Origin of the sequence: Rhizobium pantanalense (assembly GCF_030182525.1) — a bacterium.
In the GTDB taxonomy this organism is placed as follows: Bacteria; Pseudomonadota; Alphaproteobacteria; order Rhizobiales; family Rhizobiaceae; genus Rhizobium.
The window spans coordinates 51,155-67,719 of sequence record NZ_JAQJCH010000017.1 but is presented as its reverse complement, the minus strand read 5'-3'; the positions used below and the strand labels follow the sequence as shown (position 1 = coordinate 67,719).

Below are 16,565 nucleotides of genomic sequence, written 5' to 3'. Positions count from 1 at the left end.
ATCAATACAAAAACGCGGCCTGGCGACCGCGTTTTTTCAATCGATCCGCCAATTTGCTTCAGTTCGTCGCGGCCGGTGCGTTCGGATCCGGCAGCGGCACCTGGGTGTCGGCGAGCGTGCGCAAATAGGCGATCACGTTGGCGCGATCCTCTTCCTTCGGCAGGCCGGCAAAGCCCATCGCGGTTCCGGCGACGAATTTCTTCGGAGCGGCCAGGAAGTGATAGAGGTGGTCATAGGTCCACTTTTCCGAACCGCCCTTGGAGAAGTCCTTCATGCCGGCCGAATAGGCAAAGCCCTCGTGCTCGGCCACCGGGCGGTCGACAATACCCCAGAGATCCGGGCCAACCTTGTTTGGCCCTCCCTTCTCTCCGGAATGACAGGCCTGACACTTCTTGAAGATCGTCTCGCCGGCCTTGGCATCAGCCTTCTGCAAGAGCTGAGCGATCGGCGTTTCCGCCTTGGCAGCCGCACCTTTGTCTCCACCTGCAGCCGGTTCTTCGGTTGCGACGATGGCGAAACCGGGCTTTTCCGGCGCCTCCGAATGGAAAATAAATCCTGACGCGAGCGACACGGACTTCAACACGAACAGCGTGGCCAAAAGCGCCCCGACTCCCATGTTCACGTAGGATGAATTCATCTGCTATGCTCCCCTCGCCGCCGGCATCCTCCGCCGGCCCATCTTGAATTCGCGCGAAACCTATGTCTTTTGGCTGTTTCTTGCAACTCTGTAAACGGTCTCCACCATGAGACGTTTTGACACTTTTCCCTTGGGAATAGAAGGCCCAACAATGACTGATCCGAATTTAGACAAGACGCTGGTCCTCATTCCCGCTCGCATGGCCTCCACGCGCCTGCCGGGCAAGCCGCTGGCTGACATTTGCGGCCTGCCCATGATCGTACAGGTTGCCAGGCGCGCGCGCGAGGCGGCGATCGGTCGCATCGTCGTCGCCGTCGACCATGAGGATACCTATGCCGCAGTCGCCAATGCCGGCTTCGAGGTCGTCATGACACGCACCGATCATCAATCCGGCTCGGACCGCATCTACGAAGCGCTGCAGGCCGTCGATCCTGAAGGCCGCGCGGAGATCATCGTCAATGTGCAGGGCGACCTGCCGACCATCGATCCAGCGACCATCCGCGCCTCGCTGCGTCCGCTCGAAAACCCAGCCGTAGACATCGCAACGCTGACGGTCGAGATCAAGGACGAGGAAGAAAAGACCGCGCCGAGCGTCGTCAAGGTCGTCGGCTCACCGATCTCGGACAGCCGTCTGCACGCGCTCTATTTTACCCGCACGACCGCACCGTATGGCAAAGGGCCGCTCTATCACCATATCGGCCTCTACGCCTACCGCCGCGCCGCCCTTGCGAAATTCGTGAGCCTCGGCCCATCGACGCTGGAGCGACGCGAATCTCTGGAACAGCTGAGGGCGCTGGAGGCCGGCATGCGCATCGATGTCGAGATCGTTGACACGATACCGCTCGGTGTCGATACTCCCGCCGACCTCGAAAAGGCCAGACGTATCCTCTCCGCCGCCTCTTAAACGACGGCATTCCCCCAAGGGCAGCCCCATGATTACCAAGACCAACAAGATCTCCTTCCAGGGCGAGTACGGCGCCAATTCCGATATGGCCAGCCGTGACATGTTCCCGACCATGGAGCCGCTGCCCTGCCAGACCTTCGAGGATGCGCTGACTGCCATCGACAATGGCGACGCGGATCTCGGCATGATCCCGATCGAGAACACGATCGCCGGTCGAGTCGCCGACATCCACCATCTGCTGCCGGAATCGCGCCTGCATATCGTCGGCGAATATTTCATGCCGATCCGTTTCCAGTTGATGGTTCTGCCGGGCGTGAAGAAGGAAGAGATCCGCACGGTGCATAGCCACATCCATGCGCTCGGCCAATGCCGCAACATCGTGCGCCAGAACGGCTGGAAGCCTGTCATTGCAGGCGATACGGCGGGCGCTGCCAAGCTGGTGAAGGAAACCGGCGATCGCAGCATGGCGGCGCTGGCGCCCCGGCTTGCGGCCGATCTCTACGGGCTGGAAATCATCGCCGAGAATGTCGAAGACACCGAAAACAATATGACGCGCTTCGTCATCCTGTCGCGCGATGAGGACTGGGCGGAGCGCAGCTCGCCCGACGAAAAGATCGTCACCACCTTTGTCTTCAACGTCCGCAACATTCCGGCCGCGCTCTATAAGGCGCTCGGCGGCTTCGCCACCAACGGCATCAACATGACGAAGCTTGAAAGCTATCAGCTCGGCGGCCGTTTTGTCGCAACGCAGTTCTATGCCGATATCGAAGGCCATCCCTCCGATCCGCATGTGCGCCGCGCGCTAGAGGAACTGCGCTTCTTCTCCGAAAAGGTCCGCATCCTCGGCGTTTACAAGGGTCATCCGATGCGGGGCGATCTTTAAGAAGCGGTTATCACACCGCCTTGGTCACAACCTCGATGCGATGCCCATCGGGATCGATGACGAAGGCGGCGAAATAAGTCGGTCCGTAATGCGGTCGAAGACCAGGTGCGCCATTGTCCTTGCCGCCATGCGCCAATGCGGCCTGATGGAACAGGACGACAGCCTCGCGGCCCGATGCAGCAAAGGCCAGATGAAAGCCCGGGCCTGGCGCATGAGCCTCTTTGCCGCGTAATTTGATGGCGAACTTGTCGCCCCCACCCGGCGGGCCATATCCGATCGCCTGATCGGGATCGCCGGGGCTCAGGTCCTCCCAAACCCTGACATAGCCGAGTGGCGCGAATGCTGCGTCGTAGAATGCAGCGGCTTTCTCGATATCTGCGACACCGAACGAAATATGATGGAGCAATTGGTTCTCCTCTGGCTTTGGGTGCATCGATCAGTGTCTTTTGCAAATGCTGGAAGTCAACTCGGACGAGGGACGCCAGTTCCGTAAAGTGCTGTTATGATCTTTGGTCATCGTCTCAAGCCCCTCATCCGGCCTCCTGAGCTTGCAGAAGGGCGGCCACCGTCTCCTCGTTTTGACGGGGAGAAGGGGATGGAGGCACCCACAGCCTTCTTTCCAACCACCTTCTTAAGCGAGGGAACTGAGATCGTCCCCTCTCCCCGCGTGCGAGGAGAGGGTTAGGGTGAGGGGCAAGCCATTCGCTCAGCACTTACTTATCCGGCTCACAAACGCGAAGGCGGTGGCCGTCGGGATCGAGCACGACGAAAGTCGGGCCGAAATCCATCGTCGTCAGCTCCTGCGCGATCGGCAGGCCGCGTGCCTTCCAATCCTTGTAGTGCTGTTCGACGGCGCCAGCACCTTCGACCATGAAGCCCAGTTCGCCGCGATTGCCGATGGCGGAGGGCTGGGGTTCGACGCTGCTTCGGCGCCAGAGGCCGAGACTTAGGCCGTTGTCGAGCGAGAAGGCCACGAAATTCGGCGATGCAAAGGCCGGTTCGCGACCGAACAGGTCGCGGTAGAACGGCGTGCTTTCGCTAGGGTCCTTGACATAGAAGATGATGAGGTTCGGGCTGGTCATCTGAATAATCCTCTTGTTTTGATGGATTTAAGGGCATGCGGCTGCAGTCCGGCGGACGGAGCTCAGCCCGCCGAAGATGGCTTGGTCTGTCATGATGAGTGCTTGCGAAGCCGCAGTTCCGAAGCCTGCTGCAGCCTTCGGGGTCAACGTCTTACGCTTTAATTTCGATTTTACCGATGTCGTTATTGCAAAGTCGCGGCGAACTTCGCGCAGGACGCTCTGGGGCGGTTCAGTTTTTCACGAACCGCCCTACCTCGTTATTTTCCCGCAATTCTAATGCATCCGCTCTTCCTCACGGTAAGGGGCGCGGCCATCGAGAAAACCGAGATCCCGCATCACGGAACTCGGCGCCTCCTCGATATCGAGACGATTCCAGCGGCGGGTGAAATAGCCAAGCGCGACCTCAGAGAGACGAGCCGGCCATGACTGATGCTTGCCTTTAAGCGCCTCGACGCTACCGCGATGCACATGTTGCGAAATGATGGAAACGTTGCCTGCCATGATCGGTCCTCCTTCCTGATTGGATGGATCCATCATAGCCGCATCTACTGACAGTTTCTGGCAGTAGCATCACACTGAAGCGCGTCGCGATCTCTAGGATTCGCCTCCTGCGCTTTAGGTCTTCGATTTTACGCATGTCGTTGTCGCAGAAACGCTGCACACTTTTGCGCGACATGCTTTGCCGGATCAATTGTGGACCATGCCCTCACGGGCATGCCATTCCCTGGCGAGCGCCACACGCCGGCGCGGATAGCGGGCCTCCAGCACCGCGAAATCGACGATGCGATCGGCGCGGAAATGGCGGAAATCCTGACGCAGCTCGCACCAGGCCATGATGATGCGGGCATTGTCGAAATAACCGAGCGCGAAGGGCCAGATACGCCGGGTGGAAATGGCGCCGTTCACATCGCCATAGGTCAGCTGCACCATGCGCTCCGTGCGGATCGCCTTGCGCATGAGGGAAAGATCGGCCTTGTCTTCGGTGACTCGGCGCGTGGCAACGACCACCGCCGCCTGGTCGACCTCATCGCGAAGGTCGGCCGGCAGCACGGCGGCGATCTTGGCAAGCGCGTCGGCGCCGGCTGCCGCCAGGCGGGCGTCGGTAGCGCGCGCTACCCATCGCGATCCCAGAACCAGCGCCTCGATCTCATCCTGCGAAAACATCATCGGCGGCAGCATGAAGCCGGGCTTCAGGACATAGCCGATGCCCGGCTCGCCCTCGATCATCGCACCCTGCGACTGCAGGCTGGCGATATCGCGATAGAGCGTGCGCAGGCTGACGCCGGTCTCCTCCGCCAGAACGGCACCGCTGACCGGTCGGCGATAGCGTCGCAGCGTCTGCAACAGCGTCAGCAAGCGTTCGGAGCGGGCCATGACACAACAAGACCTAGCGTTTCCATTCCACCCAATCGCGCATCAGGCGATGGGCGATGGCGCCCTTGGGTGGAGATGTGTTGCCGGAGGCCGAAACGCGGTCGAGCATGGCGAGCGTCTCTTCCGGAGTGAACCAGCGGCAATCCTCGAGCTCGGCTTCGTCCATGTGGATTTCCGTGGACTTCGCCTCGGCGTAGCAGCCGATCATGAGGGAATGCGGCATCGGCCAGGGCTGGGAAGCATGATAGCGCACACGGCCGATCTGAATACCGGATTCCTCATGCGTCTCGCGGCGCACCGCATTCTCGATGGTTTCGCCCGGCTCGACGAAACCGGCGAGACAGGAATACATGCCTGGTGCGAAGTGATGGCTGCGGCCAAGCAAGCAGCGATTCCGTTCCTCGTCGATCGTGAGCATGATGACGACCGGATCGGTGCGCGGGAAGATCATATGTTCACAGGCCGTGCAGACGCGCTTGTAGCCACCGATGCGGCTTTCCATGACCGAGCCGCAGCGGCCGCAGAAGCGATTGTCGCTATTCCAGCGGATGAGGCTTATGCCCTGTGCGGCTTCGCCGAGGATTTCGCCTTCGAGCAGAAGATCGCGCCAGAGCGCGCGCATGTCAGCCGGCTTGTACTGGCTGGCAAGCTCGTCTGGATTGACGCGCACGGGCACGGCAAGCCGGGGCTCACCGGTCTTGCGGTAGCCGAGGAGAACGGCCTCATCCCAATTCGGATCGAGATCCTTCAACTCGTAGCGGGCAAAAAGAGGATCCAGCACCTGCCCGTCATGCTTCAGGACAAGCCGGTCCTGAGCGAAGGCCAGGATGTGCGTGCCTTCCTTGGCGAGCGCCTGCTTGATCGATTCCTCGTCGCGATGCTCGGCATCCCGGTTGAGCTGGTTTTCCGCAAAGGCGGTGAGACTGCTGGCTTCCGGATGCGGCGCATCCGAGGAAAAGATGGAATGGCTCATTGTGAAAGCGTTTCCCGCAACTTAGCTATGAGGCTGTTCATGTCTTCGTCCGAATAGGGTTCCGCCTTGCCGTAGCCCCAGACGGGGCCCGGCCAGTTGGCGTCACCTTCGAACCGCGCGATGACATGAACATGCAGCTGACGGACGATATTTCCAAGTGCCCCGACATTGATTTTTGTCGCACTCGTCACCGTCTTCAGGGCGCTTGCGACCTTATCCGTTTCGAAGGTCAGCAGGATCCGGTCGAGCGGGGTCAGCTCGAAAACCTCCGATTTGCCGGGCCTGCGGGGGATCAGCACCAGCCACGGCCAGCGGCTATCCTTCATCAGCCTGACGTCGCACAGGCCGATGATGGCGACGGAAACGCTGTCATTCGCCAGACGGTCGTCGAGCGTAAACTCTTTCAAGGGGGCATCCTCCATTGTTTTATCAAATGTTTAGCAGTTTTTTTTGACCTTGGCTTGCTTTTGATGACGATATTGCCGATATGTGCATCCGGGAGGTTGGTGGTGGACGAGCCACTCGCCAACCGGGTCAGGTCCGGAAGGAAGCAGCCCTAACGAGCCCGGCACGGGTCATTCGTGCCAGCCTCCCACCACTCCGAAAGCAAGACCCGGCTTTCGCCGGGCGACGAGCTAGGCACCGGGCAACAAGCAGGGCGATGAGCGACACCGAGCGACAAGCAAAAGATGCCGCCTCGACCGGCACCGGTTACCGGGTGCTGGCCCGCAAATACAGACCCAAGGACTTCACGGACCTGATGGTCGGCCAGGAGCCGATGGTTCGAACGCTGACCAACGCCTTCGAGACCGGCCGTATCGCCCAGGCCTATATGCTGACCGGCGTGCGCGGGGTCGGCAAGACCACGACCGCCCGCATTCTTGCCCGCGCGCTCAATTACAAGACGGCTGACATCGATCGGCCCACCATCGACCTGCGCGAGCCCGGCGATCATTGCCAGGCGATCATGGAAGGCCGGCATGTCGACGTCATCGAGATGGACGCCGCCTCCCATACCGGTATCGACGATATCCGGGAAATCATCGAGCAGGTACGCTACCGGCCGGTCTCGGCCCGCTACAAGGTCTATATCATCGACGAAGTGCACATGCTGTCGACGGCCGCCTTCAACGGGCTCTTGAAGACGCTCGAAGAGCCGCCCGAGCATGTGAAGTTCATTTTCGCCACCACCGAAATCCGCAAGGTGCCGATCACGGTGCTGTCGCGCTGCCAGCGATTCGACCTGCGCCGCATCAGCGCCTCCGATCTCGTCGGGCTCTTCACCACCATTGCCGGCAAGGAAGGTATCGAGGCCGAGCCGGAAGCGCTCGCCATGATCGCCCGCGCCGCCGAAGGTTCGGCGCGCGACGGCCTGTCGCTGCTCGATCAAGCGATCGCCCATGGCAGCGGCTTCGTTGCCGCGGATGCCGTGCGCGCCATGCTCGGGCTTGCCGACCGCGCCCGCATCGTCGATCTCTTCGGCCATGTCGTCAAAGGCGATGTCTCGGCAGCCCTTGCCGAATTCAACAGCCAGTACGAGGCCGGCGCCAATCCTGTCGTCGTGCTGACCGACCTTGCCGATTTCACCCATCTCGTGACCCGCCTCAAATATGTGCCCGATGCCGCCGACGATCCGTCGCTCAGCGAAGTCGAGCGCACGAAAGCGGCGGAATTCGCACAAGGCGTCGCGGTAACCGCACTTTCCCGCATCTGGCAGATGCTGCTCAAGGGCATTGCCGAGACGGAGAATGCCTCGCGCACCGCCGGCGCTGCGGAAATGGTGCTGATCCGGCTCGCGCATGCGGCTCATCTGCCGGCACCGGAGGATGCGGCGCGCAGGCTGGCCGAATTTTCTGATGGGAATGGCGGCTCCCGCCCCTCGCCGTCTCCGAGCGGCGGCAATGGGGGCGGAGCAGTGTCCTATCAGGGCAGCGCCATGGCCCGCGCGGTCGAAACGCCGGCGCCAAGACCTACGCCTTCCGCACCGGTCGCCATGCTGCGCTCCGTGCCGAATACGCAGCCGGATCCGCAACCCGTCGGCCGCATCGAACCGAAACCCGCGGAAGCGCCGAAGCCGCTCGTGCCTGTTAATTCGATGGCCGATATCGCCGAACTCGCCAGCCAGAAGCGCGATCCGAAGCTGAAGGCGCTGGTGCGGACCTTCGTGCGCCCGGTCAAGCTGGAGCCGGGAAGGCTCGATGTCAGCCTGGCCCCCGGCGCGCCCGGCACGCTGCTGAACGAGCTCGCCGTCAAGCTGAAGGAATGGACAGGCATCCACTGGATCGTCAGCCTCAGCCGCGAGGAAGGGCAGCCGACGTTGGTCGAGGCCGAGGCGAATGCCCAGAAGCAGCGTGTCGCAGATGCACGCCAGGACCCGGATGTCGCTGCGATCCTGGCGCAGTTTCCCGGTGCAAAGATTATCGACGTGCGGGTGCGTGCCCCTGAGGCGGAAGACGAAGAGGAGACTGCTGCTCCTCCGGCTGTCGCCGAATCCATCGATGGCGATATTCTGCCGGGCGACGACATAGAATTCTAAGGCTAGGATGGACGTTGACGGAACCGCTTCGGCTTGAGGCGGTTGACGACCATGACGACATATCCTGCCGCTCAAACAGAGACTTGGAGAAGAAGGACCAAAGACGATGCGCGACATCATGGGCATGATGGGCAAAGTGAAGGAAATGCAGGCGAAGATGGAGAAGATGCAGTCGGAGATTGCCGACATCCGCGTCGAAGGCAAGGCCGGCGGCGGCCTCGTCACCGTCACCGTCAACGGCAAGGGCCTCATGGTCGGCCTCAAGATCGATCCCTCGCTCTTCAAGGAAGACGATGTCGAGATCCTCGAAGACCTGATCGTCGCCGCCAATAAAGATGCTCAGGAAAAGGCCGAGGCGATCGCCGCTGAAAAGACGCGCGAACTGACCGCAGGCCTGCCGATCCCACCGGGCTTCAAGCTGCCGTTCTGAGGCGAGACTATTTCTTTCAGCGGGCGGCCGCCTTGCGAATGAGATCGCGGCCGATCGCCTTTATGGGTTCGTTTCGCAGCACCAGCGATGTTGTCACCGCGCCATGACGGGCAATGGAATCGACGATGGTTTCAAGGTCCGATGGTGTCGGCACGAGAACCTTGAGCAGGAAGCAATCCTCGCCCGTCAGCCTCAGCACTTCGATAATTTCAGGCATTTCCGAAAACTGCTTCAGATACGGCCGGATATGCTCATGCGTGGTCCTGAGGCGTATGATCGCCATCATGCCGAGCCCGACGGCAGCGGGATCGACGACCGCTCGGTAACCAGCGATGACGCCGCGCTCCTCCAGCCGCTTCAGCCGCTCCGATGCCGCCGGCTGCGACAAGCCTATGCGACGGCCGAGCTCCGATACCGAGATTCGTCCGTCCTGTTGCAGGATTTCGATGATCGATAGATCCGTCGGATCCAACCCTCTTTCGATAGTATCCATTGCTGACCTTCAATTCATCGGTTGGGGCAAGTTTTATCCGATGGATTGCAATGTCAATCGACATCCCGACATGCCAGCTTTTCTCCATGAGAGACCATGGAGAAGGATTGGCATGAGCGACATCATCACGCTGCCGGGGCTGGGCGGCTCGGGCGAAAATCATTGGCAGACATTATGGGAACGGGACGATCCGACCATACGACGCTTCCAGCCGTTAAGCTGGGACAGACCGATCCTTTCGGATTGGATTGCCGCGCTCGAGCACGAAATCTCGCGCTCCAAAACGCCACCGATCCTGATCGCGCACAGCCTTGCCTGCCAGCTGATCGCCCATTGGGCGCCAATCAAGAAGACGGCGATCCTTGGCGCGTTCATGGTGGCCGCGCCCGATCCCACCGGCGAAATCTATCTTGCCGAGGCCGGCAGTTTTGCCGATCCGCCACGGCAACGGCTGCCGTTTCCATCCCTGCTGGTCGCCAGCACCGACGATCTGTTCGGCTCCTTCGACCATGCGCGTCGCAGCGCCGAAATCTGGGGTAGCACCTTCGTCGATATCGGGCCACGTGGCCACATCAATGCCGCATCGGGACTGGGGAATTGGCCTGAGGGCAAGGCAATCTTCGAGCGCTTTCGTGGTCAGCTTGGCTGACCTCAAATCAGGCATTTGGAAAAGCCGCGCCGGAATGCTATTTCTGGCCCCTTCTTTCAGAGATCGTCTGGCGTGCCTGACCGGAGGGAATGCGATGAGCCTATCGACGCTGCTTGTTTTTGCCGGTGCCTTGTTCATTGCGGCGGGATCGCCAGGACCGAACATCGCGGCACTCGTGGCGCGCGTGCTGACGAAGGGCGCGCGCAACGTACTGCCGTTCCTGTCCGGCATGTGGCTCGGCGAGGCGATCTGGCTCACCTGCGCCGTTGCCGGCCTTGCGACCATTGCCGAAACCTTCCATTTGGCCTTCGTTGTCATCAAGTGGCTCGGTGTCGCCTACCTGCTCTATCTCGCCTGGAAAATGTGGTTTGCTTCCTCCGATACGGCGGGAGAGGAACTACCGGACGAGCAATCGGCAACGCGCCTCTTCCTCGCAGGCTTCACAGTTACCATGGGCAATCCAAAGATCATGGTATTTTACGTGGCGCTGCTGCCCTCGATTATCGATCTGCATGGCGTGACGATTTCGGGCTGGGCCGAGCTGGTTGCGACGATGTTTGCGGTGCTTGTCGTCATCGACCTCTCCTGGGCGATGCTGGCGGCCAAAGCCAGAACCTTCCTTAGGAGTCGCCGAGCCGTGCGTATCGCCAACAGGGCCAGCGCCGGCACCATGGCAGGCGCGGCCGTTGCGATTGCCATGCGGTGATTTCAGACTGCTGCGTCGCTTTCGATGAGCGCATCGCAGCTTGTGATGGATGGGCGCCGCCAGATAGCGCGCCCGATCCTCCGGTGACAATCGCCTGCCGAATGTCGCCATCATTTCCGGCATGGTTACCCTCTCGCCGGCATAGGGCAGGTAGGTGACCGGCATATCAGCGCTCACTGTGCCGCTCGCAAGAACGCGGCAATAGATGCCGGGCCGCCCCGCCCGGATGTATCGCTTGACGAATTGCGGATCGCCCATCTTGGCCGCGAAGGTGGAGCAGGGAATGCGGGCCGAGTTCACTTCCATAACAAGATCGCCAGCTATGAATTGATCGCCGACAGCGATCTTGCAATTGTCCAGGCCTTCGATGACGAGGTTTTCGCCAAAGGCTCCGGGGTTCAGCAATCGCCCAAGCTCGCTTGCCCACCAGTCCAGAGTCAGCGAGCCCTCGACATAGACGGCCTGATCACGGCCGCCGTGATGCTTGCGATTGCAGATGGCATCGCCGAGCAGCCCCAGCTCGTCGATCATGACGGCACCGCTGACCGCGTGCTTGTTGATCCCGGTCTTCGCCTTCTTGCCCGGCAGCGTTTCCGGAGCACCACAGCAAACGGCCAGAATTTTCATTGCTCCACCATCCCTTCCGTGATTCCGTTCCTTGAGCATATGAGCTAAAAGCCTCCCATGGCAAAGCGAGTCACCGGCCCCGAAATCGAAAAACTCATCCAGCTCCTGGCGAAGGTGCCAGGCCTCGGGCCGCGCTCTGCGCGCCGCGCGGCGCTGCATTTGATCAAGAAGAAGGACCAGCTGCTCGGCCCGCTTTCCCATGCCATGGGCGATGCCTACGATAAGGTGAAGATCTGCTCGCGGTGCGGCAATGTCGATACCATCGACCCCTGCACCGTCTGCACCGACGATCGCCGCGACCAGTCCGTCATCATCGTCGTCGAGGACGTCTCCGATCTCTGGGCGCTGGAACGATCAGGTGCGATGAACGCCGCCTATCACGTTCTCGGCGGCGTCCTGTCGCCGCTCGATGGCGTCGGACCTGACGATCTCAACATTCGCGGGCTAATCGCGCGCGTCAGCGAAGGCGGCATCCGCGAGATCATCATCGCCGTCAACGCGACGGTCGAGGGGCAAACTACAGCACACTATATAACCGACCAGCTTGATGGCCTCGAGGTCAAGATCACCCGCCTTGCCCATGGCGTGCCCGTTGGCGGCGAACTCGATTATCTTGACGAAGGCACGCTTGCGGCGGCGCTGAGGGCGCGGACGGCGATTTGAGAGCCGCAACAAAGGAAAGAGTATGAGGAGAGTTTTTACCCCCCTCTGTCAGCTTTCGCTGACATCTCCCCCACAAGGGGGCAGATTGGTAGCCCGTGGCGCCATCTTCACCAAGCAATTTAATACTGCAATCGCAGAAACTTCAGACCTTCGGTGTGACGCGAAACTCACCGCCAACAATCTCCCCCCTTGTGGGGGAGATGTCCCGAAAGGGACAGAGGGGGGTATCTCGCGGCGCGTTCTACCGCTGCTCATCCTCCTCCTCGCCCTCCTTCCCCTCCCCGCGCTCGCCGCCTCGAAAGCCGATGTCGAAGCGCAGTTTCAAACCTGGATTCAGAAGGATCTCTGGCCGGAGGCGCGAAAGACCGGAATTTCGGAAAAGACCTTCCAGGCTGCCTTTGCCGGCGTGACGTTGAACTGGGATCTGCCTGATCTCGAACCGCCGGGCTTCCCGAAGCCGAAGCAACAGGCGCAGAGCCAGGCCGAATTCTCCTCTCCCGCCCCCTACTTCAATGAGGGACGGCTGCAGAAATTGGCCGCAACGGGGCGAAGCTTCGCCTCGCAATACGGGCCGGTGCTGCGGCGGATCGAAAAGACCTATGGCGTTCCGGGGCCGATCCTGCTTGCCATCTGGGGCCGCGAAACCGGCTTCGGCGCCGCCAAACTGCCGAATTCCGCAATTCAGGTCCTGGCGACGAAGGCTTTCATGTCGACGCGCAAGGATATGTTCCGCAATGAGCTAATCGCTGGCCTGCGCATTCTCGAGCATGGCGACGTCACGCCCGATCAGTTCAAGGGCTCCTGGGCCGGCGCGCTCGGCCAGCCGCAATTTATGCCGACCAACTATCTGAAATATGCCGTCGATTTCGATGGCGACGGCCACCGCAACATCTGGACTTCGGTGCCGGACACCCTGGCATCCATAGCCAACTACATGGTTGAGAAGGGTTGGCAGCGCGGTCGTGGCTGGGGATACGAAGTGACCATTCCGCAGAACGTGTCCTGTGCGCAGGAGGGGCCTGATCTCGCCAAGCCGATCTCGCAATGGGCCTCGCTCGGGATCAAACCGGTTTCCGGCAAGGCCCTCCCGGCGGACGAAATGCGCGCCAGCGGCATGATGCTGGTGCCGGCGGGCCGCGACGGGCCGGAATTCATCGTGACGCCGAATTTCTACGTCATCAAGGAATACAACAATTCCGATCTCTACGGCCTCTATATCGGCAATCTCGCCGACCGCATTGCCAATGGCAGCGGCGCCTTCCAGGAAAAATGGGGCGATGTCGGCAAGATGCTGCGCTCTGACGTCGCTAATATGCAGAAGGTTCTGGAGCACAAAGGCTACGATGTCGGCGGCACCGACGGCCTGCCGGGCTACAAGACCAGGCGCTCGATCGGCCAGTGGCAGGAAAAGAGCGGCATGAAGCCCACCTGCTATCCCGACAGCTCGATGCTAGGTGTGCTGAAATAGCTGCGGAAAAGGCTTTCGGCGCGAATGCCTTGCAATTTGCCGGAAAGAGGCTTATATCCGCATCAAATTCTTGATCGTGTGATGAAGAGTGGGCCGCAAGGACCCGCTCTTTTTTATTAGCGCGATCTCCCAATGCATGAACAATGCAGGAGTGAATGCTTGTCGGACGTGACAAACGCAGACAATACCAATGAACCCCGGCTGATCGTCGAAACCGGCCTTGATCAGCGCGTCGCCGCGATCATCGAGCCTGTGCTTGTGGGCATGGGCTTCCGCCTGGTGCGCGTGCGCCTCCTCAATCTGAACGGGCTGACGCTGCAGGTCATGACCGAGCGCAACGACGGCACCATGACCGTCGAGGACTGCGAAGAGGTCTCCATGGCCATTTCTCCGGTCCTGGATGTGGAAGATCCGATCGATAAGGCGTATCATCTCGAAGTGTCTTCGCCCGGCATCGACCGCCCGATGGTGCGAAAGTCGGATTTTCAACGCTGGATCGGCCACATCGTCAAGTGCGAAACGTCGATCCTCGTCGATAACCGCAAGCGTTTCCGCGGCAAGATCGCCGCCGTCGACAATGACGGCTTCACGATCGAACGCGACCAGGTCGCCTATGGCGAGGAGCCCAAGGTGACCATTCCGTTCAGCACGCTGGCCGAAGCCAAGCTGATCCTGACGGACGATCTCATCCGCGACGCGCTGCGCGCCGACAAGCTGGCGAAAGCCGAGGCAGCGAACCAGAACGAAGCGGACGACCAGGAATAACCGATCAACGAACCGCCTGACGGAACGGGAAACCTGAAGGCAGGAAGACGGAGACTAAGAACAATGGCAGTCAGTGCGAACCGGCTAGAACTTCTGCAGATCGCAGATGCAGTGGCGCGCGAAAAGGTCATCGACCGCGAGATCGTGCTTGCCGCAATGGCGGATGCGATCCAGAAGGCCGCGCGCTCGCGTTACGGCACGGAATCGAACATCCGCGCCGACATCAACCCGAAGACGGGTGAGATTCGTCTGCAGCGTCTGCTCGAAGTCGTCGAGAAGGCCGAAGATTATTCCACTCAGATCCCGCTGGAACTGGCCCGCGACCGCAACCCGGACGCAGCTCTTGGCGATTTCATCGCCGATCCGCTGCCACCGATGGATTTCGGCCGCATCGCTGCCCAGTCGGCCAAGCAGGTCATCGTGCAGAAGGTGCGCGAAGCCGAGCGTGACCGCCAGTTCGACGAATTCAAGGACCGTGTCGGCGAAATCGTCAACGGAACCGTCAAGCGCGTCGAATACGGCAACGTCATCGTCGATCTCGGCCGTGGCGAAGGCATCATCCGCCGCGACGAAATGATCCCGCGCGAGAACTTCCGCTACGGCGATCGCGTCCGCGCCTATGTCTACGACGTCCGTCGCGAGCAGCGCGGCCCGCAGATCTTCCTCTCGCGCACGCATCCGCAGTTCATGGTCAAGCTCTTCACCATGGAAGTGCCGGAAATCTACGACGGCATCATCCAGGTGAAGTCGGTTGCCCGCGATCCCGGCTCTCGCGCCAAGATCGCCGTCATCTCGAACGACTCGTCGATCGATCCGGTCGGCGCCTGCGTCGGTATGCGCGGTTCGCGCGTTCAGGCCGTCGTCGGCGAGCTGCAGGGTGAAAAGATCGACATCATTCCCTGGTCCAGCGAGCCGGCGAACTTCGTCGTCAACGCGCTGCAGCCGGCCGAAGTCGCCAAGGTCGTTCTCGACGAAGATGCAGAGCGCATCGAAGTTGTGGTTCCGGACGAGCAGCTTTCGCTTGCCATCGGCCGCCGCGGCCAGAACGTCCGCCTCGCTTCGCAGCTGACCGGCTGGGATATCGACATCATGACGGAAGCCGAGGAATCGGAACGCCGTCAGAAGGAATTCAACGAGCGTACGAACCTGTTCATGGACGCGCTCGACGTCGATGAGATGGTCGGTCAGGTTCTGGCCTCGGAAGGCTTTGCCGCCGTCGAGGAACTGGCTTACGTCGATCTCGACGAAATCTCCTCGATCGATGGTTTCGACGAAGATACGGCGCAGGAAATCCAGACCCGCGCCCGCGAATATCTCGAAAAGCTCGAAGCCGAAATGGACGAGAAGCGCAAGGCGCTCGGCGTCTCCGACGAGCTGCGAGAGATCAACGGCATGACCGCACAGATGATGGTCGCCCTCGGCGAGGACGGCATCAAGACGATCGAGGACTTCGCCGGCTGCGCCGCCGACGATCTCGTCGGCTGGTCCGAGCGCAAGAACGGCGAAACGAAGAAGTTCGAAGGCCTGTTCTCCAAGCTCGAAGTCTCGCGTGTCGAAGCCGAACAGATGGTCGTGCAGGCTCGCCTGCTGGCCGGCTGGATCACCGAAGCCGATCTCGCCGCCGAAGCCGAAGAGGCGTCGGAAGGTGAAGGCGAGGCCGAGCAGGAAGCATGATGAGCGCAGAGGGGCCGAAGGCCTCGCCCGAAGACGACGATCTTTCGGGTGACGGCGCAAATGGCCGTATGTGCATCGTAACACGCGAAAGCGGATCGCCGGACGAGCTGATCCGCTTCGTAGCCGCTCCGGACGGAACAGTCGTTCCGGATCTGAAGCGGCAGCTGCCGGGACGCGGATGCTGGGTCAAGATTGACCGGGCGCTCGTGGACAAGGCAGTGGCAAAGAAGTTGTTCTCCCGCGCCCTGAAGGCGGAGGTGACCGCGCCGAGCGATCTTGGCGCCACCGTCGACCGTCTTCTAGCGGCGCAACTGGCCGGGATGATGAACATGGCACGCAAGGCGGGTCAGTTCGTCTCCGGCTCGTCGAAGGTGGATGGCGCCGTTCGCAACGGCTCGGCACTTGCCGTGTTCCATGCGATGAACGCCGCCGCCGATGGCGTGCGCAAGATCGATCAGGCAAGGAAGGCCTGGCATCTCGGCATGGAGACCGAAGCGGAAATACCGTCCTTCCGTGTCTTTACGGAGGCGGAAATGGACGAACTGATGGGCCAGAATGCTTTTATCCATGCCGCAGCGCTTGCAGGGCAGGCGGGTGAGGGTGTAGTGAAGCGCGCAAACCTGCTCGAACGGTACCGCAACGGCGGTCAGTCCCGGGCAACGGGCGGCGCTGGCCGGCGAAAACAATGACGCGGTCACCGG

Annotated in this window: 19 protein-coding genes, 1 other RNA gene and 1 pseudogene; 12 read left to right on the top strand and 9 right to left on the bottom strand. The window is 61.0% G+C overall.

Annotated elements, in window-relative coordinates:
• Positions 1 to 58 precede the first annotated feature (58 nt).
• On the bottom strand, positions 59 to 637 hold the full coding sequence (locus PH558_RS31400) for a c-type cytochrome (protein ID WP_095433515.1): 579 nt from the start codon (positions 635 to 637) through the stop codon (positions 59 to 61).
• Between the two features lie 151 nt (positions 638 to 788).
• Here PH558_RS31400 and PH558_RS31395 point away from each other — a divergent pair, with 151 nt between their 5' ends.
• Together PH558_RS31395 and PH558_RS31390 are read left to right on the top strand one after the other, a co-directional pair.
• Entirely contained in the window at positions 789 to 1,541 is a 753-nt protein-coding gene (locus PH558_RS31395) for a 3-deoxy-manno-octulosonate cytidylyltransferase (protein ID WP_095433514.1), read from the top strand.
• 28 nt (positions 1,542 to 1,569) lie between these two features.
• Positions 1,570 to 2,424: a prephenate dehydratase gene (locus tag PH558_RS31390; protein WP_285208200.1), complete on the top strand. Its 855-nt coding sequence runs from the start codon at positions 1,570 to 1,572 to the stop codon at positions 2,422 to 2,424.
• 10 nt (positions 2,425 to 2,434) lie between these two features.
• Here the strand turns inward: PH558_RS31390 and PH558_RS31385 are convergent, their stop codons facing one another.
• The 6 genes from PH558_RS31385 to PH558_RS31360 form a co-directional block, all read right to left on the bottom strand.
• Entirely contained in the window at positions 2,435 to 2,830 is a 396-nt protein-coding gene (locus PH558_RS31385) for a VOC family protein (protein WP_285208199.1), read from the bottom strand.
• A 307-nt stretch (positions 2,831 to 3,137) separates the two neighbouring features.
• The gene (locus PH558_RS31380; protein WP_095433512.1) at positions 3,138 to 3,506 is read right to left on the bottom strand and encodes a VOC family protein; all 369 of its coding nucleotides are present in this window, start codon (positions 3,504 to 3,506) and stop codon (positions 3,138 to 3,140) included.
• A gap of 273 nt (positions 3,507 to 3,779) precedes the next feature.
• Positions 3,780 to 4,007, bottom strand: coding sequence for a hypothetical protein (locus PH558_RS31375; RefSeq protein ID WP_095433510.1), 228 nt, complete (start codon positions 4,005 to 4,007; stop codon positions 3,780 to 3,782).
• A 186-nt stretch (positions 4,008 to 4,193) separates the two neighbouring features.
• Complete coding sequence (locus PH558_RS31370; protein WP_095433509.1) at positions 4,194 to 4,880, bottom strand: helix-turn-helix transcriptional regulator; 687 nt, start codon at positions 4,878 to 4,880, stop codon at positions 4,194 to 4,196.
• A gap of 13 nt (positions 4,881 to 4,893) precedes the next feature.
• On the bottom strand, positions 4,894 to 5,853 hold the full coding sequence (gene nudC / locus PH558_RS31365) for an NAD(+) diphosphatase (protein ID WP_285208198.1): 960 nt from the start codon (positions 5,851 to 5,853) through the stop codon (positions 4,894 to 4,896).
• A complete protein-coding gene (locus PH558_RS31360) occupies positions 5,850 to 6,260 on the bottom strand; it encodes an HIT family protein (RefSeq protein ID WP_095436118.1) in 411 nt (136 codons plus the stop codon). Before PH558_RS31360 ends, nudC begins: the two co-directional genes overlap by 4 nt.
• 91 nt (positions 6,261 to 6,351) lie before the next feature.
• On the opposite strand from PH558_RS31360, the gene ffs reads away from it, so the two are divergent.
• From ffs to PH558_RS31345, 3 genes are all read left to right on the top strand, one after another.
• An RNA gene (gene ffs / locus PH558_RS31355) (signal recognition particle sRNA small type) lies at positions 6,352 to 6,449 on the top strand.
• 65 nt (positions 6,450 to 6,514) lie between these two features.
• A complete protein-coding gene (locus PH558_RS31350; RefSeq protein ID WP_095433507.1) occupies positions 6,515 to 8,389 on the top strand; it encodes a DNA polymerase III subunit gamma/tau in 1,875 nt (624 codons plus the stop codon).
• 106 nt (positions 8,390 to 8,495) lie between these two features.
• The gene (locus tag PH558_RS31345; RefSeq protein ID WP_037155519.1) at positions 8,496 to 8,819 is read left to right on the top strand and encodes a YbaB/EbfC family nucleoid-associated protein; all 324 of its coding nucleotides are present in this window, start codon (positions 8,496 to 8,498) and stop codon (positions 8,817 to 8,819) included.
• 16 nt (positions 8,820 to 8,835) lie between these two features.
• Here the strand turns inward: PH558_RS31345 and PH558_RS31340 are convergent, their stop codons facing one another.
• Positions 8,836 to 9,312, bottom strand: a complete 477-nt coding sequence (locus PH558_RS31340; RefSeq protein ID WP_285208197.1) for an Lrp/AsnC family transcriptional regulator — start codon at positions 9,310 to 9,312, stop codon at positions 8,836 to 8,838.
• A gap of 112 nt (positions 9,313 to 9,424) precedes the next feature.
• Here PH558_RS31340 and PH558_RS31335 point away from each other — a divergent pair, with 112 nt between their 5' ends.
• Complete coding sequence (locus PH558_RS31335) at positions 9,425 to 9,961, top strand: RBBP9/YdeN family alpha/beta hydrolase (RefSeq protein WP_285208196.1); 537 nt, start codon at positions 9,425 to 9,427, stop codon at positions 9,959 to 9,961.
• A gap of 94 nt (positions 9,962 to 10,055) precedes the next feature.
• On the top strand, positions 10,056 to 10,667 hold the full coding sequence (locus PH558_RS31330) for a LysE family translocator (protein WP_113410214.1): 612 nt from the start codon (positions 10,056 to 10,058) through the stop codon (positions 10,665 to 10,667).
• Between the two features lie 2 nt (positions 10,668 to 10,669).
• Here PH558_RS31330 and PH558_RS31325 read toward each other — a convergent pair.
• A pseudogene (locus PH558_RS31325) lies at positions 10,670 to 11,294 on the bottom strand (MOSC domain-containing protein).
• Between the two features lie 57 nt (positions 11,295 to 11,351).
• On the opposite strand from PH558_RS31325, the gene recR reads away from it, so the two are divergent.
• The 5 genes from recR (at position 11,352) to PH558_RS31300 (ending at position 16,553) form a co-directional block, all read left to right on the top strand.
• Complete coding sequence (recR, locus tag PH558_RS31320; RefSeq protein ID WP_113410212.1) at positions 11,352 to 11,957, top strand: recombination mediator RecR; 606 nt, start codon at positions 11,352 to 11,354, stop codon at positions 11,955 to 11,957.
• Between the two features lie 85 nt (positions 11,958 to 12,042).
• Complete coding sequence (locus tag PH558_RS31315; RefSeq protein WP_285208212.1) at positions 12,043 to 13,425, top strand: lytic murein transglycosylase; 1,383 nt, start codon at positions 12,043 to 12,045, stop codon at positions 13,423 to 13,425.
• Between the two features lie 159 nt (positions 13,426 to 13,584).
• Positions 13,585 to 14,190 (top strand): ribosome maturation factor RimP, encoded by a 606-nt coding sequence (gene rimP / locus PH558_RS31310; RefSeq protein ID WP_069613596.1) that lies wholly within the window; start codon positions 13,585 to 13,587, stop codon positions 14,188 to 14,190.
• 63 nt (positions 14,191 to 14,253) lie between these two features.
• Entirely contained in the window at positions 14,254 to 15,864 is a 1,611-nt protein-coding gene (nusA, locus tag PH558_RS31305; RefSeq protein WP_047635759.1) for a transcription termination factor NusA, read from the top strand.
• Positions 15,861 to 16,553 (top strand): RNA-binding protein, encoded by a 693-nt coding sequence (locus PH558_RS31300; RefSeq protein WP_095433501.1) that lies wholly within the window; start codon positions 15,861 to 15,863, stop codon positions 16,551 to 16,553. The genes nusA and PH558_RS31300 overlap by 4 nt, the downstream gene beginning before the upstream one ends.
• Positions 16,554 to 16,565 lie beyond the last annotated feature (12 nt).

Excerpts from the sequence above, each read along its gene's own strand:
- PH558_RS31400 (WP_095433515.1), bottom strand. The coding sequence starts at position 637 with ATGAATTCATCCTACGTGAACATGGGAGTCGGGGCGCTTTTGGCCACG.
- PH558_RS31395 (WP_095433514.1), top strand. The coding sequence starts at position 789 with ATGACTGATCCGAATTTAGACAAGACGCTGGTCCTCATTCCCGCTCGC.
- PH558_RS31390 (WP_285208200.1), top strand. The coding sequence starts at position 1,570 with ATGATTACCAAGACCAACAAGATCTCCTTCCAGGGCGAGTACGGCGCC.
- PH558_RS31380 (WP_095433512.1), bottom strand. The coding sequence starts at position 3,506 with ATGACCAGCCCGAACCTCATCATCTTCTATGTCAAGGACCCTAGCGAA.
- PH558_RS31375 (WP_095433510.1), bottom strand. The coding sequence starts at position 4,007 with ATGGCAGGCAACGTTTCCATCATTTCGCAACATGTGCATCGCGGTAGC.
- PH558_RS31370 (WP_095433509.1), bottom strand. The coding sequence starts at position 4,880 with ATGGCCCGCTCCGAACGCTTGCTGACGCTGTTGCAGACGCTGCGACGC.
- nudC (WP_285208198.1), bottom strand. The coding sequence starts at position 5,853 with ATGAGCCATTCCATCTTTTCCTCGGATGCGCCGCATCCGGAAGCCAGC.
- PH558_RS31350 (WP_095433507.1), top strand. The coding sequence starts at position 6,515 with ATGAGCGACACCGAGCGACAAGCAAAAGATGCCGCCTCGACCGGCACC.
- PH558_RS31345 (WP_037155519.1), top strand. The coding sequence starts at position 8,496 with ATGCGCGACATCATGGGCATGATGGGCAAAGTGAAGGAAATGCAGGCG.
- PH558_RS31340 (WP_285208197.1), bottom strand. The coding sequence starts at position 9,312 with ATGGATACTATCGAAAGAGGGTTGGATCCGACGGATCTATCGATCATC.
- PH558_RS31335 (WP_285208196.1), top strand. The coding sequence starts at position 9,425 with ATGAGCGACATCATCACGCTGCCGGGGCTGGGCGGCTCGGGCGAAAAT.
- PH558_RS31330 (WP_113410214.1), top strand. The coding sequence starts at position 10,056 with ATGAGCCTATCGACGCTGCTTGTTTTTGCCGGTGCCTTGTTCATTGCG.
- recR (WP_113410212.1), top strand. The coding sequence starts at position 11,352 with ATGGCAAAGCGAGTCACCGGCCCCGAAATCGAAAAACTCATCCAGCTC.
- nusA (WP_047635759.1), top strand. The coding sequence starts at position 14,254 with ATGGCAGTCAGTGCGAACCGGCTAGAACTTCTGCAGATCGCAGATGCA.
- PH558_RS31300 (WP_095433501.1), top strand. The coding sequence starts at position 15,861 with ATGATGAGCGCAGAGGGGCCGAAGGCCTCGCCCGAAGACGACGATCTT.